Origin of the sequence: Scytonema sp. HK-05 (genome assembly GCF_963872035.1) — a bacterium.
GTDB lineage: Bacteria > Cyanobacteriota > Cyanobacteriia > Cyanobacteriales > Nostocaceae > Kalymmatonema.
Genome location: NZ_CAWMYC010000090.1, coordinates 36,873 through 53,767, shown reverse-complemented (window position 1 = coordinate 53,767; position 16,895 = coordinate 36,873). Strand labels below are relative to the sequence as shown.

At 44.8% G+C, this 16,895-nt stretch carries 11 protein-coding genes; 1 reads left to right on the top strand and 10 read right to left on the bottom strand.

Annotated elements, in window-relative coordinates; genetic code table 11:
- Window positions 1-29 precede the first annotated feature (29 nt).
- Window positions 30-1,589 (bottom strand): GMC oxidoreductase, encoded by a 1,560-nt coding sequence (locus AACT52_RS11370; protein WP_073630913.1) that lies wholly within the window; start codon window positions 1,587-1,589, stop codon window positions 30-32.
- Between the two features lie 39 nt (window positions 1,590-1,628).
- Window positions 1,629-2,462, bottom strand: coding sequence for an SDR family NAD(P)-dependent oxidoreductase (locus AACT52_RS11365; RefSeq protein WP_073630911.1), 834 nt, complete (start codon window positions 2,460-2,462; stop codon window positions 1,629-1,631).
- A 679-nt stretch (window positions 2,463-3,141) separates the two neighbouring features.
- On the opposite strand from AACT52_RS11365, the gene AACT52_RS11360 reads away from it, so the two are divergent.
- Entirely contained in the window at window positions 3,142-4,443 is a 1,302-nt protein-coding gene (locus tag AACT52_RS11360) for a glycosyltransferase (RefSeq protein ID WP_073630909.1), read from the top strand.
- Here AACT52_RS11360 and AACT52_RS11355 read toward each other — a convergent pair.
- The 8 genes from AACT52_RS11355 to AACT52_RS11320 form a co-directional block, all read right to left on the bottom strand.
- A complete protein-coding gene (locus AACT52_RS11355; protein WP_198940906.1) occupies window positions 4,435-4,677 on the bottom strand; it encodes a transposase in 243 nt (80 codons plus the stop codon). The two genes, AACT52_RS11360 and AACT52_RS11355, sit on opposite strands and share 9 nt — an antisense overlap.
- A gap of 103 nt (window positions 4,678-4,780) precedes the next feature.
- Complete coding sequence (locus tag AACT52_RS11350) at window positions 4,781-8,764, bottom strand: DUF2157 domain-containing protein (protein ID WP_073630907.1); 3,984 nt, start codon at window positions 8,762-8,764, stop codon at window positions 4,781-4,783.
- Window positions 8,765-8,885: 121 nt separating this feature from the next.
- On the bottom strand, window positions 8,886-9,809 hold the full coding sequence (locus AACT52_RS11345; protein WP_143172770.1) for a hypothetical protein: 924 nt from the start codon (window positions 9,807-9,809) through the stop codon (window positions 8,886-8,888).
- Between the two features lie 118 nt (window positions 9,810-9,927).
- On the bottom strand, window positions 9,928-11,364 hold the full coding sequence (locus AACT52_RS11340; RefSeq protein WP_073630903.1) for a DUF6080 domain-containing protein: 1,437 nt from the start codon (window positions 11,362-11,364) through the stop codon (window positions 9,928-9,930).
- A 138-nt stretch (window positions 11,365-11,502) separates the two neighbouring features.
- Complete coding sequence (locus tag AACT52_RS11335) at window positions 11,503-11,844, bottom strand: SMR family transporter (protein ID WP_073630901.1); 342 nt, start codon at window positions 11,842-11,844, stop codon at window positions 11,503-11,505.
- Between the two features lie 66 nt (window positions 11,845-11,910).
- Complete coding sequence (locus tag AACT52_RS11330; RefSeq protein WP_083630252.1) at window positions 11,911-12,525, bottom strand: YqeG family HAD IIIA-type phosphatase; 615 nt, start codon at window positions 12,523-12,525, stop codon at window positions 11,911-11,913.
- Between the two features lie 50 nt (window positions 12,526-12,575).
- Entirely contained in the window at window positions 12,576-13,559 is a 984-nt protein-coding gene (locus tag AACT52_RS11325; protein ID WP_073630899.1) for a decaprenyl-phosphate phosphoribosyltransferase, read from the bottom strand.
- A gap of 619 nt (window positions 13,560-14,178) precedes the next feature.
- A complete protein-coding gene (locus tag AACT52_RS11320) occupies window positions 14,179-16,845 on the bottom strand; it encodes an ATP-binding protein (protein WP_233153918.1) in 2,667 nt (888 codons plus the stop codon).
- Window positions 16,846-16,895: the final 50 nt, after the last annotated feature.

The following is a 16,895-nucleotide window of genomic DNA, read 5'->3' as shown; positions in this document are numbered from 1 at the left end:
AACCCGGATGAGTGCAAGAAGTGTAATGATTAACCGGATTTCAGATGACATCCCAGTCTTTCCAGCAGATGCTCTCCCACACGCAGAGCATTTGCCATAATCGTTAGTGATGGATTCAAAGCAGTACTGGAGGGGAAAAAGCTACCATCAACAACATAAAGATTATTAACATCGTGTGTGCGACAATTGAGGTCAAGCACAGAAGTTTTGGGGTCTTCACCAAAACGGCAAGTCCCACACTGATGTGGAACTTCTCTCAAGGACATTTTGAGGTTAGCAAATAGTGAAAATGCCCCATCTCGCTGACGATTCTCAATTGATTTCAAAACTTGATTCCAGCGTTTGATGAAGCGATTCAATGCTTCTTGATTGTTATTTGTATAGTCGAGAAAGATTTTCTCACCCTCAACACGCACGCGATTATTGGGGTCTGGCAAGTCTTCAGTTATGAGCAACCAACTAACAGAATGATTTGCCACCGCTTCCGAGAATTTACTAGGCATAAAAGGTGGTCCGTTAGCCGCAATTTTATCTTTGTTAAGATTGCCTAGTAATTGTACACTTCCCATTGGGTAAGGAAAATCTTTCTCTCCCCAATAAAAATCATTGATAGCAAGTGTCTTTTGAAAAATTGTCGGATTTTGTTTTGCAGTCAAAGCCATAACCACTGCAAATTTATGCGCCATGTAATTGCGCCCTACAAGATGAGAACTATTGGCTAATCCATTTGGGTGTTGGTCATTGGCTGATTTGAGTAACAAGACTGCTGAGTTGACTGCACCACAAGCGACAACAACAATATCCCCAGAAAATATATGACGCTTACCTGCAATTTCTGCTTCAACTCCAGTCACTTCACGACCAGATGCACTGGTATGCAAACGCAGCACTTTTGCATTGGTCATTAAAGTTAAATTAGGATAGACAAGTGCTGGACGTACACCGTTAATGTCAGCGTCAGCTTTGGCATTAAGAAAACACGGGAAGCTGTCGCAAGTATCACAACGAATACAAGCACTCAAAAAACGATTGACTTCATTTAGCTTGATAGCAAGCGGTTGATAAAATGGATGGCAGCCTTTATCCTTTAGAGCATAGTGGATTTCTTGAATGTAGGGTTCGTGGCTAACTGGTGGAAAGGGATAGTCTTCACTGGTTGGGGGTTCAGTAGGGTCTAAACCACGCTTTCCATGTACTTCGTACAGTTTTTCAGCCTTGGCGTAGTAGGGGGCAAAATCCCGATATTTCAAATGCCATTCAGGAGAAATGCCACCTTTATGAATGATTTTTTCAAAGTCCTGCTCGCGAAATCTGAATAAAGCACCGCCATAAAATTTGGTGTTCCCGCCAACATAATAGTGTGTGAGTGGACGCAATGGTTTGTCGTCTTTTTTGTACCAAACCTCAGAATTTAGGTAGCGTTCTTTTTTATGAACTTGCTTGGAATCCCAATTGGCTTTTTCTTTGGGTAAGAAACTTCCTCGTTCTAGGACTAAAATTTTCTTCCCAGTGGGTGCAAGAAAATTAGCTAAAGTTCCACCACCGGCACCCGTGCCAATTATGATGACATCGTAATGAGCCTCAGCCATGCTTGCTTTGTTTTTTTGTGAGTAGAGAAATGAGATAACTTAGTTTTGTGCAGAATTTTCGTCACGCATTTGATTTTCTGCACAAGTTCGATTCAGTTTGGTCAAACCAATCCAGCGATAAACTGCATCTCCAAACTTGGGAAAAAGTTGGATTTCAGAAAACAGCAGCTTTGTTAAAATTCCATCGAGTATGACTTCTCCCTGGTTTTTCTTGATCGCATTGATGACGGCGATCGCCACATCAGTTGGTCTGTGAACACGCGCTAAACTTGGTGCTGGTAAGCCAAATCTGAGAAACATTCCTGCTAAGGTATATCCCGGACAGACGACAGAAACTCCTACATTGCTATTAGCTAATTCCTGCCGCATCGCATCTGTCCACATAATCATACCGGCTTTACTCGCTGAGTAAATGCTGTTGTAAGGCGCTCCCTTTTTACCAGAACCAGATGAAATATTCACGATGTGACCACTATTGCGGTTTACCATGCTTGATAGTATCAAACGGGATAATTCCATTGGTGCCAGTAAATTGGTCGTCAATATCGATTGAATATCCTCTAAAGTGTAATTTTGAAAAGGTCGATATTTTTCTATTGCAGCATTGTTAATCAAGATATCAATTGGACCTGCAAGTTCATGAATTCGCTGCACTAAAACTGGTAAATCTTCCAATTTGCTGATGTCAAATGGAATACTTATGCCTCTCCCACCAGCAACTTCAACTTCAGCACATATTTGCTCTAAACTTTCCTTGGAACGAGAAACTCCGACTACAGTTGCCTGTTCTCTTGCCAAAGCACGCGCAATAAATACTCCAATACCACCAGATGCACCAGTCAAGACCACTGTCTTACCTGCTATCGTTTCCATAATCAGCCACCTGTATCTTACTTATTATCTAAAAAATGACTCTACTTTTAGGTCAAAAAAAATTTTTGGTAAAAAGCAATTTTTTACCAAACTGTAGTTCACCTGTTGTTAATGAAAAATATAAAAAATAAAGACTCTCTGGTATGAACTTATTGAAACGTGACACAAAGTCTTTGATACTATAAATACTCACTTTTTTATCAATAACTTAATTAATAATTTAGCTTAATTAATAAATAGTTTTGTACATTTCAAACTTTTTTGACACTTTTGCCAATTTATTTTATCTATATTAACAAATATGAATAAATAATTTTGAACCATCCTGAAATTTGATAATTTGGTTGCAGATGAGTCAGTTACCATTTACCGTAAAATATAAAATAGCAATAAATAAACTCAGGTAAAATTCCATTAAAATCAGTAACCTGGATAACAAAAAATGTGATTTTGTAGTTATTCAAAGGGTTGGAAAGCATATATCCAGAGTCATTGATGAGGCTGCTGCTTTCAGACAATATCAGTCAGGTTAGTAAGGATAGAAAACATATCCTGCTTAATTAAGAATCTCTTGCAATGCGTAAATCCTAAATTCAACTGTATCAGTGTTAACAGGTGTGCTTTTGTTTAAGGACACCAATTTTTAGCTCAGGAAAATAGACAAGACTGCACATAAATTATGAACAAGCAACCTCTTCGCATTGCAATTTTTACAAGCTTGTATGCTCCATTCTTAACAGGGGTCTCCGTAGCAGTACACCAACGGGTTCGCTGGTTGTTACAGCAAGGGCATGAAGTTTTTCTCATTCACCCTGAAATCAACGACCAGTACCCCAAACGTGTTAGCAATCGACCCATGCCAGGGCTGGATGAGTTAAAGGCTTTTCCCAATTTTTCCGACTATGCATTCCCAACACAGCCACTGATATTTTATAAGTCTCTTCCTCAACCATTACACTATCGGCATTGGAGCGATACTAAGTTACTGGAGAAGTTTCAGCCCGACATTATAGTGGTTGAAGAAGCAGCGCAAATGAGAGGATTTTACTCGCTTTATTTGCAAGGTTACGGTCGCCCGATTGGAATGGAATACGCAAAGCGAACACGCACTCCAATCATATCTCTGTTCCATACTGATATCGTTGCCTATATCCAATATTACTTAGGAAATCAGTTTTTCAACTTTATTCGTCCCATCATTCCCTTTTTGATTAAGCAGTTCAGTGAAGTTTATGATGTCAATTTGTTTCCTTCCCGAGAACAGCTTGTTAAGTACAAACAGATGAAATCCCAACGCAGCGAATATCTGCCCTTTCAAGGGATTGATTGTCAAAAATTTAATCCTGCAAACATCTCCTACAACCCTATTCCCGATGACCACAGACCGACCCTCCTTTTTGTCGGACGCATTACCGCAGAAAAGAATGTCTTCCAACTCCTAGATGTATATTCAGCAATCGCTGCCAAAATTCCTGACGTCCATTTGGTGATCATTGGCAGTGGTCCCCAAGATGATGAACTCCGTAGGCGTGCTGAAGAGTTTAAATCCGGTGTGACTGTGTGGGGTGAGTCTCACGGAACAGAACTTTTAGGCTGGTACGCTCGTGCAGATGTTTTTGTGAACGCCTCGGTTACCGAAAACTTCTGTACAACCAATACGGAAGCCCTAGCATCTGGAACCCCTGTTGTAGCAGCTTGTGCTGGGGGAAACCCAGAGCAGGTTTTGCCTGGTATCAGTGGCTTTTTAGCTGAACCCAACAACCCAACTGATCTTGCTCACAAAGTGATTTCAATTCTGGAAAATCCTGACCTTAAAGAAGAAATGTCTCTACAGGCTCGCCTCTCGATACTTGAATTTGATTGGTCAGTATGTATGGAAAAAGTTGAAGATAAACTTTACGAGGTTGTTCGAGCATCCAAAAATGTGACGTTCTCTCCCGTTAACCCTGCGGGTATAACGGGAGCTTCTATTTCAGAATAGAGATAGCTGTATGGCTTCTCCCCAGCCTGAAAAAGCTTCGCGCTTCACGGGCTGGGTATCCCCTAAGCCTCCACGCGCAGACAAGATGAGTCCCACCTCGTTTAAGGCTCGGTCTAATACATTGCGAGCGGCATTCTCGTCTCTGTCCATCTGCAACCCGCACTTGTGGCACTCAGGCAACTCCAGAATAAGGATTTGCTCTCGCTCAGTTTTATATTGGTCGGCATTCCCCACCCGTTAACCCTACGGGTATAACGGGCGATCCCTGCCGACATTTAGTTGGAAGCCATACCTGTTTGAGCAATGGGAGTAGGGGTGAGGGTGCTAGTCTGTACTTTTACTCCCACTCTTGCAATTCCTCAGTTGTATTGCGGAGTACAGAATTGAGCTGTTCGCGACGGGTTTCAAAGTTGGCAGCAATGGAGATCAATACAATACCAACAAGCAAGCCAACAACCCATTTGAAAAATGGATAACGCAAGCTGAAAATCACCAGTTGATAGAAACTCGTGATAAAAAAGGTGGCTACACCAACATAGAGAAAAGCCCGCACTCGCAAAGCTAATCCTGCAAAAATGGCGATAAGACTGAAAATTCCCGGTACAAATGCTGTGTCTTGATGAAACACAATAGCCCATCCACAAATCAAACCGCTGCCTAGTAACCGTAACCAGTGGCGACTTGCTTTCATTTCTGGTAGTCTCAACCCAGGGTCAAATTGGGCAACATACAGCAGCGATAAGCCAATTGGTGTGACATACCACAAAGCATCAGTTAGATGTAAACCTGAAAACCAACGAAATAGCGCCCAATCAATCAGCACCACGCTGACATAGGTAAAACGGAATTTCTCTGAAAAGGCGACAAAGGCATAGAACGCAGCTGTAATCAGCAAGCCGACTGGATAAATTTCCGCTCGACTTTCCCACAAATATATTAATGGCAAAATATATGCAGCATTTTGCCAAGGTCTTTTAGACCAGCCCCAACGTTCCCAAGGTAGGATATAGAGAAAGTAGGCAACTACGGAGGCAATAGGCGCTCTCCAAGGAAGTAATGGTCCAGCAAACAAGCGTCCTACTGCTGTATGAATCCAGTAAATTCTCAGCCCAGCTATTTCTAACAAACCAAGGTAAACCCAGGTTTCTGCTTTTGTGATCCCCCCAACCCTTCTTATTAAGGGGGGACTAAGGGGGGATCGTCCTTGAAAAATGGCATAGCGAATCAAAAACACCCCTACTCCCAAACCGACAAGGCGGTTCATAGCAATCGGGGTGAAGGTGGCACAAAGTAATAGACAGCTACTGACAGCCCAGTGAACATGAGCAACAACTTTCAGTTCTTCACTTGTTAAGCGTAAGTAGTCTACTAGCCAAGGCGAGAGAATGCGATATGCATACATTATGCCAGTGCCAAGAACAGACAGAGCAATTAAGCCATCGCCGAATGCTCCTCCTGATACTTGCAATTGGTATAATAAAAGCTCATATGCCGAAATTGATACTCCGACAAGTCCCAGGTAAACTAGGGGTTTGAATTCTTGACGACGTCGCCCGACTCCAATAGCAATTAAAGCTACGGCAAGGGTTGATAAGCCTGTCCAGTTGGCAAAGCTGTGCGATCGCAGCACGGCACCAAAGACACCATACACGAGGGGCAGAATGTGCCAGCGGTTGGGAAGTTGTTGAAGTCGGTGTTTTCTTCGCCACCACTCCCCTAAAAGCTGAGTTATCAACCCTAAAGCGATGTTGGCAATTGCAATCTTGATGATAGAACGTTCGCTAAAACCCAGGACTTCGGCAACCAATAATTCCAAACACCATCCAATACCATAAAACCCCCAATTGGTAGGTTGCTGCCAACTGCGATAAACAATTGCCCCTAGAGTTATTGCCGAGGAAATTAAGTAGAAAAATCCAGGTTGAGCAAGCCCTTGGTAAACAAGCAGCGAGTGAAGACTCAGCAGCAACAACTCAACACTGCATAGTGCGATCGCCCACTTATCGCTTGCTTCTGCATAAATCGCTACTAACTCGTTCTCTCTCCTGCTGAACAAACTACGAACTAGCCATAAGCTCACAGTGCAGGCTGCTCCCGCTACAAACCCCCCCTCTACTGACAATCGCGCTAAACCAGGCACACCTTCCCATAACAGGGCAGCGATGAAACTCAGCCCAAAACCTACAGTAATTGTCGCAGATATCTTGTGTCGCAAATACTGCGTATTGAGCAACATCAAAGCGCTAGCGACAGCCAAACTTATTAATCTACCTCCAGATAGAGGTAAAGTCAGTGACTGAGCAAGTCCTAAGGGGGCGACACTCAACCAACCATTGACAGTGGGACGTGCTACTGCGCTAGCTGGATTTTTCCACCCCAGAATGGCAAGGCACGTGAGAGTCATGGGAGTGATTAACCAAATTAAACCCCAATGCTCACTACCATTACCAGAACCAAACCAGGCTAATTCAGCATTCTTCCATAATAGAGCGTAGCTAAGTACCGCCAGTCCCAAACCCATGTGCCATGCACTGCGTTGCCAAACTCCGTTGCCTAAACAACTAAACAACCACTCTGCAACCGCCACGGCTAACACAATGCTTGCCCAGACTTGTGTATTAAGATTGGGAAGGAAGCGGTCAATGATTGAGCAAAGCGTTAGCACTCCTGTAATCTGAGTCATGTACACCAGAATAAGTCTGGTGGGAAGCCGTCGCTGGCTAACACGACCTAAAGTCATTGTGGACAAGAGTAAATTCAAGGAACGTAACGTGGGATTTATCAAACTCAGCGCAGTGAGCGAAATTCCAAACACCACCGTTAATGTTTCCCCAAAATTAGCTAAATGCACCTTGTCAGCGCGGTAAAGCTTATCTCTCAACACCAGCATGAAAACGACGTAGGGAAATAACGCCACACTCAATAACGCCCACGGTGTATTTTGAGAATAAGTCAGTTGAGTTCCAGTGGCGATCGCCCATTGCTGCAATTGAGAAGGCACTAACAGCCAACCCAGCCAAATTGTCTCCAACCCTATGACGAAAATTGCCGCCACATCCATTGGTGTACCACGCAACTGCAAGCGACGCCCCAAAAACCACAAACCCAAACCACTAACAGCTGTTGCTTGCCAAGGAAAGGGTGCGCCAACCGACACCAGCCAACCAAGGAACAATAAGATACCGCCAAGGAGTTCCCAAGGAAGAGTTGCGGGAGTGGGGGGAGATGAGGGAGACGCGGAGGTAGATTTGGGTTCATGTATATCATTTGACCTCACCCCCCCGTTGACGACTCCCCTCTCCGCTTGCGGAGAGGGGCTGGGGGTGAGGTTCAGCGCCAACCAAGCCACCAGCCAACCGCAAATGCCCATAGCCAAGCCTAATTCTTGAACATCTACCCGGACAATAAACATTGCTCGTACCAGCAGCACCAATAAAGCATAAATAATTACAACCGAAGGCAGACTGATACCCAACTCAGTTTGCCTCTCCTCAACTGGTGCAATTTGCCTTTGTTGGTTACGAGTGTGATAAATAGTAGCAATGGTTGTTCCTACCGTTGCCAGATAAACAGCAATCAAGGGAAATCCTGGGATTTGCCAGCCCCAGTGTAAATACGACAGCCCTAAAATATTGAGTAGAGGCAATCTCCTAGCATGCTTATTGATAGCAAACAGCCGATTGTCGCAGAGTAAAGCAGTAATAGCTGTGAGGGCAATAGAAGCTATTGCAACCACTATCCAGCCCAAAGGATTTTGCCAGAGACTGAAGCTGTCCATTGCCCAAAAGTTCACTGGCACTAACAACAGTGTGACAATGAGCAATGCCCGAGTTGTTAAGCTTAAATTAGACTGTCTGCCAGCCCAAAAACTTATAACCCAGAAACTTAGGGTATAAGCAAGCAAAACCCCATATTGTCCAGAAGGCGGAAACTTTTCCCACTGACTAGCAGCAAGTACCCCAGAGGACACCACTACTAAGAACATTCCTAAAAACAGCAGCCAGCGGACGCTTAATTCTTCCCCCAGCGACTGTAACATCCTAGCTAGGACATTGGGTTTCTTGGCTGCTGGCGTTGCATTACCTTGATCTAGAGACGTTGCATCCGAGAGTTCTACATTGGTGAACGTCTGTTGTGGTTCAGGTATAGCCTGTGGTTGTAACTCCACACGACAAACTAGAAACTCTTGACAGATATGCCTCACTTGGGCATCTGATATTAAACCCAAGCGCAACCATATATCAAGCCCATGCAATAACTCAGGATGGGTAGATGGAAGCCTGACTTCAATTTTGACTGGAGGATCAAAGTTCAATGACATAAGCCCCACGCACAGAGCGCGATAGTTAAATAATCCTCCTGATAAAAATTAGTTTTGCATCATTTGTGACACTTGCTCGGCTGACTGCTGTTAATTTTTATGATTAGTCAATGGGCAATAATCAGGAAGTAGATTTCATGTACTCAACTTTAAGCTGTGTGTCAGTGGGAAACACAGATCCAAGTTTCACATCAACTTGCCCGCCCCGAATCTTCACATCCATTTGCTTACCGTTCCACTTCCAATCCACCTGAGTGTTTGCCATTGGCAATCCCTGAACGCTCATAGGCTGACTGAGCCATGCAGATGGAATGCCCGCACCGATTACCACTGTTGGTTGACTTGCTTGGGTGTCGGTATAAGCTAACATATCTAGCTGAAGCAACAACATCTCAGCAGCAGTCCAGTAGTGGGGCGTGAGATGAGGTGGTTTTACCCAGCCGCGAACACGTTCCCAAAGGTGAAAAGTGTTTTCCTCGCCCTTGCCCTCCCACCATGTGTATAGCCCTGGCGATGCTTGATGCTGCCAAAACCATTGCAATGTTGTCCACACGCGATCGCCTCGGTTGAGAAACAGCCATTGATGTGCCTCAGCAATATCAAAATAGGTCCACAGGGGAGTGGAGCGAAACCCACCTTGGGCATCATGGAGCTTAGTCCACCGTGCTTCTAGCCCTTGAAGAAGCGCATCTTTATGAGAAGCAGCTACCCACGTAGGCCAAAGGCTACTAATGTAAGTCGGTTCGTTTTCCGACTCCGGTGGTTTGAATGCCTTTTCCCAAGCTCGCTGTAACTTTGCCGCTGCATCCCGCCAACGCTTAGCATCAGCAGGTTGTTGGACTCGGTCTGCCAGTGATGCTGCATCAAGTAGCCCCCGGTAGCTCACGGCATTGACAAATAGTAGGGGGCGGTGGTGATCCATGCGACCAACAATCAGACCGTCCCGAACTGGCTCTGCAACTAGGGTAATGTTGGGGTCTTTCTTATATTGCGGCAGAATTGGACCGTTCACGGGGTGGTGAATAGGTTCGGTTGTTGCCATCATCTTTAGTATGAATTCGGCTTTGCGGTGGATATGGGGCCAAAGCCATTTGTCGTATTCCGTCTGATTTAATGGTAGTCTTCAAATTTCCTTGTGCATCATTGATCCAAAACGAAACGCCTCAGCTGCCTACAGCAGGGCTAAAGCTGCCGCCAGGTTCGTGGTAAGCCTTGTCAATCTCAGGACTGCCCGGTGCGGCAAGCACGACGTGTCCCGTGCCACGCGGCCACTGGTCTGTCGGTCGTAGTTGCATCTGACGTAGAACTTGGTGACGACCCGGAGCGTGGTTCTCAACAACCTTTATGACTTTATCAAACTGCAAGCCATTGTTTACGCCCGCACTTAGCGCTAGTGCGCCAGCCAACACTAATGCTAAGGGACGCGCACGAGTCAGCGTACTGAATGCCGCCAACACGATTAACAATGGTACGAAATGTAATGCGTAAAGAAATGTCTCACTGCCGTACACCAAATGTAGCGCCAGCTGTCCAAGGAGTGTGAGTCCCAGAACGATGCGGAGTTTGAGATGCTGTTTAATAGAGAAAAACCCCCATAAGCCCAAGCCTAACAAGGCAGTCCATAACACAACTGCAACAGTACCCCATAGGCTTGCAGAACCTGGGGGTGAGCTTTGGGTAAATATGAGTGGCCAATGGGACGGACTATGTTTATCAACTATATTGATGGTTGGCATAACCATCGTGTGAGAGACAAAAGACTTGATGATTTGCAGCGGACCACCGGAAGTTGCCATGTTTATGTATTTTTCTTCCTCGCGATCGCCCAGAAAAAATACAGCGCTGGGAAAGATACGCTTTTGTACAGCCCATAGCACAACCACGAGACAGAATGCATTGGCTGTAATCTGCAAGGCTCGCTTCCAGGGATGATTGGCAATTGTTGCCAGGATTCCAGCCATCCAATTGGTTGTAGTGACGCTTAATGTCAGCGCGCTGACAACCATGTACCATAACGATGACGGCTTTCGATACTGGGCTATGGCCACCAAGCATAACGCAAGCAGCAGGGAGAGCGAGCCGAAGGAGTAGGTTTCTGGTATGACAAACCAAAACATTGCCGCCGCGCTAGTTGCAGCAAGTATGCTGAATAGGGTTGCATCAAATCGCCGACACCCAAGAAGTCTCAAGAGAACGAAAACTGCGCTTATCCAAAGGGAGGATACGGCAGCAATGACTATCCTGACTGCCGTAATTTCTTCAAGTCCTGCCCGGGACAGTAGATACACAGGTGGAAAGGCTATCAGCGAAAACAGTGGATGTACCTTCGTGCGATAATGGTCACTCCACCGAGAAATCATGTTGAAAAAGACCCGTGTAATATCTGCGTCAAACCACACGTCCATTCCTTCCCAAGTGGTGATTAGGGCGGGGTTGATCAGCTGTGCGCCTTGATAACATACTAAGCCTGCCACAGACGCGAGGACAACCACAAGCAGAATATCAAGCCTGTGTTGACGATTTTGACAAGAAATGGCAGAAATTTTTTTGGTGAGGTTATTTCTAAATTTAGAGAATTTCTCAAACTTATACAAGTGCATAGCAAAAGCAGCAAAATTAATAATATTTTAGGATTAAAAAACAATTCAAAAACATAGATTTTCAATGAACTTTACTCTGGTTTATCATTACGTTAAAGGCAATTCTTTCTAGCTAATCTTAATGAATTTTGAATCTAATTAGCTTATTTTTTTTCCAAATGCGATCGCCGAAATTCCACTTAATAGCAATCCAACTCCTAACCATTGGGAAATCGTTATTTTTTCTTTAAGAATGGTAGCCCCTACTATCATTGTTGCCACAATTGTTAATCCAATAACGATAGGATAGGCAAGAGATAAATTAAATTTACCTAAAACCAAAATATAAAATATTGTACTCAAACCGTATAGGCAAATACCTCCTAGTAAAAAGATATTTAAGGGATTTTGACCTGCCCCTAGTTTTAAAAAAGTTTGAGCCCCAGTATTTAAAGCCACTGTTACTAAAATCAGCAAACTGAAAAAAAGCTGGCTGTTCATGATGTGAATTTTCCTCTGTTATAGTCTAAGCAAAATGAAAGAAAAAGTTTTTATTGCCTTTGGTTCTTAGTACTGCGAAGCGTCAAAGTCCCAAAGTTCGCCTCCTTTTGGATAAGGCGTTTGCACCCATTTTCCTCCTAGTTTTTCCCACCATCTCAGTGGATGGGGAAGGGTCGCCACTTGAATGCTGCAACAACCCGAGAACCATGCTCCTAAAACATCGGTATGTAGACCATCACCAATGACGACGACTTGTTGAGGTTGCAGTTGTAGGCTTGCAATTGCCTTACGAAATGCAGGAGGAAAAGGCTTTTTAGCTGGGTTAATAGCCGGAATATCCAGACGAGCAGACCAATATTTAACTCGATAGCTCCGCTTACCGTTTGAAAGAATAAAAAATTTCAATCCAGCTAACTTTGCCTGTGCAATCCAATCTTCTGCGTCTGGAGATAGGTAGCGGTCATCTTCAGACACAATGGTATTGTCTAAATCCAGAATGACTCCTTTAATGCCGCAGGTTTTGAGCCAGTCAATCTGTATGCTCGCCAGTGTATAAGCTCGTCGTGGCAGTCGATGACGGTTGCCTTGAAAACCTGGTCGGTTGCTTCCTTGGAGCAAAAAGCGCAGGCGATCAGCAACCAGCCTAAAGATTTTGAAAAACTTTGTCTTTATTTTGAACATTTAAAAATTCCAACACAACAGACTTATGGCTGATATTGCGTAAGCGAGATTTACTGTATCAACTGTTGGTGTCTCAGCCAGAGAATCGTAAAGCAACTGATCACCCAACCAATTACAGTGAATAAAATTGGCAAATCTTTTAATAAAATTTCCTCTGGACGCTCACTACGTCCTCCTTGCTCAACTTCGCTGTCTGTGTAACTGGCAATCTGTTGGGGGTCACTCAGCAGCTGATAGCGGAAAATGCCGTACAAGACATAGGGCAACGTCAGTAGCATCCAAGAAGTGGACGCTCCCCGCACAACCGGACCTGAACTCCAAAGAGCATAGCAAACAACGGTGCCAGTGGTCACCACATTTTCCATACGGCTAAGCAGTGGCAAGGAGTAGCGTTTAAGGACAGCACGAGGTTTGGCACCTTTGCTCTGAGCCAACCGCAGTTCTGCCTTGCGTTTCTCAATTGCTAAAAACAACGCCAGCATCGCGGTACAAAGCACAAACCAAGGCGATAAAACAATGTCGGTGGCAGCAGCACCAGCATAAGCTCGCAAAACAAACCCCGTAGCGATCGCCCCTATATCTAAAATCACCATGCGTTTGAGTCGCAAATTATAGGCAACTTGCAACACGGCGTAGGCAATGATAGCCGCACCCAGTGCAGGTGAACGCAACCAGGCGACTGCAACAGAGCCACCTAGCAGCACCAATGCCATCCCAGATGCTACTGGAATACTCACTAATCCAGCGGCGATTGGGCGTTTGCACTTAACAGGATGTTGACGGTCAGATTCTACATCTGCAATGTCGTTAATCAAGTAAAAACTACTAGAAGCACAACAAAATAGTAGAAATGCCAACAAACCGCCGAAAAGCGATTGCAAATTGATGCTAAAGCCAAACAAAGGTGCAGCAAATACGACAAAATTTTTTGTCCATTGCCTAGGTCGTAAAGCAGCTATATAAGGCACTTTCAGTGGTCTAGCTACTAGACCACTGAAAGTGCGTTTTAGAAAAGAGCTTTGTGAGGATTTCATGGCCTTGTTTCTTTATTAGTAAGCACATAACGGTAGAAACACCCTCACGCTGGCTCAATGAATATATATTTAGGTTGCTCCTAATACTAGTATTGATTTTATTACTTTTTTTTTTATTTCAGAAATATCTTTGATTTTTTACTTAAATTTTAAGTATTTTCATAATTACAACGGTTTTCTTTCGCTAGGGCTATGCCGCACAAAACATCTTAAATATCCATCACACAGGCTTTTATAGGCTTTAGCACTACCTACGATTTGTGGTCTAATCATAAGAAGAAGCGCTATAAGATGACTTTACACTTTCTTAATACTGCCTACTAATACAATAGTGACAAGCAAGCCAATAATCCATTTGAAAAATGGATAACGCAAGTGATAGATACTTGTAATAAAAAAGGTGCCTACACCAATATAGAGAAAAGCCCGCATTCGCAAAGTTCATCGTGCAAAAATGGCGATAAGACTGAAAATTACTGGCTCACAGTATGGACATTGCACAGTATACAACCTGAACTCATCCCTTTATTATGCAATGCGGGAAAATACATATCAAAACCAATACGGTTCAGTTAAGGCTTATACCTGGATTTATATGAGTCCTTTGTTACGACCAGTGTTATAATTGTTGTAAGAAATATCGGGATTTTGGCTGATCACCCAAAGGCAAACAGATACTCACGGTTGTACCTGCTAGGGGGTCAGACTGGATAGACAATGTGCCTGTATGTTCCTCTACAATTCGTTTGACAATCGCCAATCCTAGCCCAGTCCCACTTGGTTTGGTGGAATAGAAAGGTTGCGTCAGCTTTGCCAAGACATAGGGTGGAATTGCCGCACCACCATTATGAACATGGATGCACACCTGACTAGTATCGGTATCCAACTTAACAGTACAAGTCACAGTTTCGCCAGGAGCGATCGCCTCGCAAGCATTCCGCACCAAGTTGATCAGCACTTGTTTGAGCTTGTCGCGATCGCCTAAAACAATAACTTCCACAGATGCCGGGTTCAAGATAATTTCTCGCCCCAAGGCTTCTTTTGTAGCCCGCAAGGTATCCAGAGTTGCAGCCGCCAAAGCGTTGATTTCTACAGCAACTCTCTGGGAAACCTGCGGCTTGGCGTAGAGCGAGATTTCATTCAAGAGGTTTGCTAGACGCTGCGCCTCGTCCACTGCCAAGAATAGCCGCTCTTGGGCTGGTTGGGATAAGCTGATTTGCTGGAGGTGATGCAAGCAATCAGTTATTGTAGTCACTGGTTGGCGAATTTCGTTCACCATGCGCGTGGCAAACTCACCAACGGCTGCTAGTCGTTCCTTCTCAATCAGGCGAGCTTGGGCGGCTCGTAGTTCCTGAGTGCGTTTTATTACCTCTGCTTCCAAGATTTCTTGGAATTGCCATTGTTGGTGATAGAGGCGGTGGTTGTCGATCGCGATCGCTGCCCGTTCTGCAAACAACTCCACAATCCGCAATTCCTCATTCGTAAACTGACGCGGTTCTTTATTAAAGGAACAAATAGTGCCGATAATCTCGCCTTGGGGAGTCTGCACAGGCACCCCTAGGTAGCAAAGGTAGCCTTCTGGTGGGGTGCCATGTCCTTGTTGGCGAGTATCTGCAATCACGAGTGTTCGTCTCTGCTGAGCAACAACGTCTGACAGGGTGCCATGCAACGAGTAAACCCGCTCACTCTCGCTCACCTCCAGGCTACTAGCAGCGATTCGCCCCGAGTCTCCCTCACGTAGGGTGACAATCGTCCAGTCTGATGACACCAACTCGCTAACACTGGCGGCGATGTCTTGTAGATAGCTATCAAGAGGAAGATGGGAACGCCCGATGAGAGCTGATAAGATATCAATGCTCCTTTGATGATGCTGCTGACTGTGTAATTGGGAGGTAGTTGGCAATTTCATCAAGAACTCGGTCGCTTGTGTGCCATCCGAATCAGAGAAAATGGCGCTTGTTGAACGTTCAGGTGGCTCCAGGACAGGTAGCGAAATACTCATTACCGTACCTGTTGTCGGATCAGAGTTGATGACTAACTGCCCACTATGGGCAACCATAATCCGTTTGACTATTGCTAGCCCCAGCCCATATCGATTGGGTTTTGTGGAGTAGAACGGTTCTGTCAACTTTGGCAACAGTTCTGGTGAAATTGGTTCACCGCTATTGTGAACCTGAATACTAATCTGACTCGTTGTACTTTCTGCTACGCTTAGGAGCACCACACTGCTTGGAGGACTTGCCTCACAAGCATTCTCCACCATATGTAGCAACGCTTGGTGTAACTTCACTTTGTCGCCTAAGAACAGATGTGCAACTGGCGCAATTTTAAACTCAATCTGACGCTCTATCGCCGCAGGCAACTCTTGGAGGGATGGCAAAATTCCTGTTATAAACGAATTTACCTCGAGTTCTGCCAGTTGCAACATCAAAGGCTTGGCGTAAACCAAAATTTGCTCTAGCAGGTATTCTAAATGACTGGTTGCACCTAAGGCTTGCAATAATTGCATCCTGCCGACTTCCGGCAGTTCAGCTCTTTTAAAATAGTTCAACCCTATTTTGACCGTTGTCAAGGGGTTACGTAACTCATGCACAATCATTGCAGCAAATTCGCCCGTTGCTGCCAGACACTCACTTTCAACTAATTTCGCTTGGGCTGCCCGTAGTGCTTCTGTACGCTTGGCTACCTCAGCCTCCAAAGTTTGATTAAATTGCTGCTGCTGTTGGTAGAGCTGGTAATGAAACAGCGCTGTGGCAGCACGTTCAGCAAAAATTTCGGCTATGCGAATTTCGTCAGTAGTAAACTGGCAGGGCTGGACATTGAACGAGCAAATCGTACCAATCACCTGTCCCTGAAACGTTCGCAGTGGCACACCTAAGTAAGACAGGTAGCCATCCGGCGGTTCACCATACTCAGTAGCAATGCTTGCATCTGCCACAGCCAAAGTACGCCCAGTTTGCACCACCGTATTTGTTAGTGTGCCATGTAGCGAATAAAGCTGATCCATGCCCTCAAATTCTAAGCTACTCGCCATAACTCGCTCAAACCCATCTTGACAGAGGGTGACTGTTGACCAGTCCAAACGCAACAAACGACTGACCCCGCAAGTTATTTCGTGCAGGTAGCTTTTGATTTCACCGGAACGGTAGCTCAAGAAAGATAGTGTCTCCAAGATACCTTCTGCCGTTCTTTCCGGCAGAAGTGTTCCTAATTGGTTATCTTGATGGACTTGGCTCACTTTTGGCTCACTTGACGCGATCGCTATTATGCAGGCACTCCGTGCCATCGCGGAGCAATAGCTTTTACTCCAAGATTGTACAAATATTAACGGTAGTA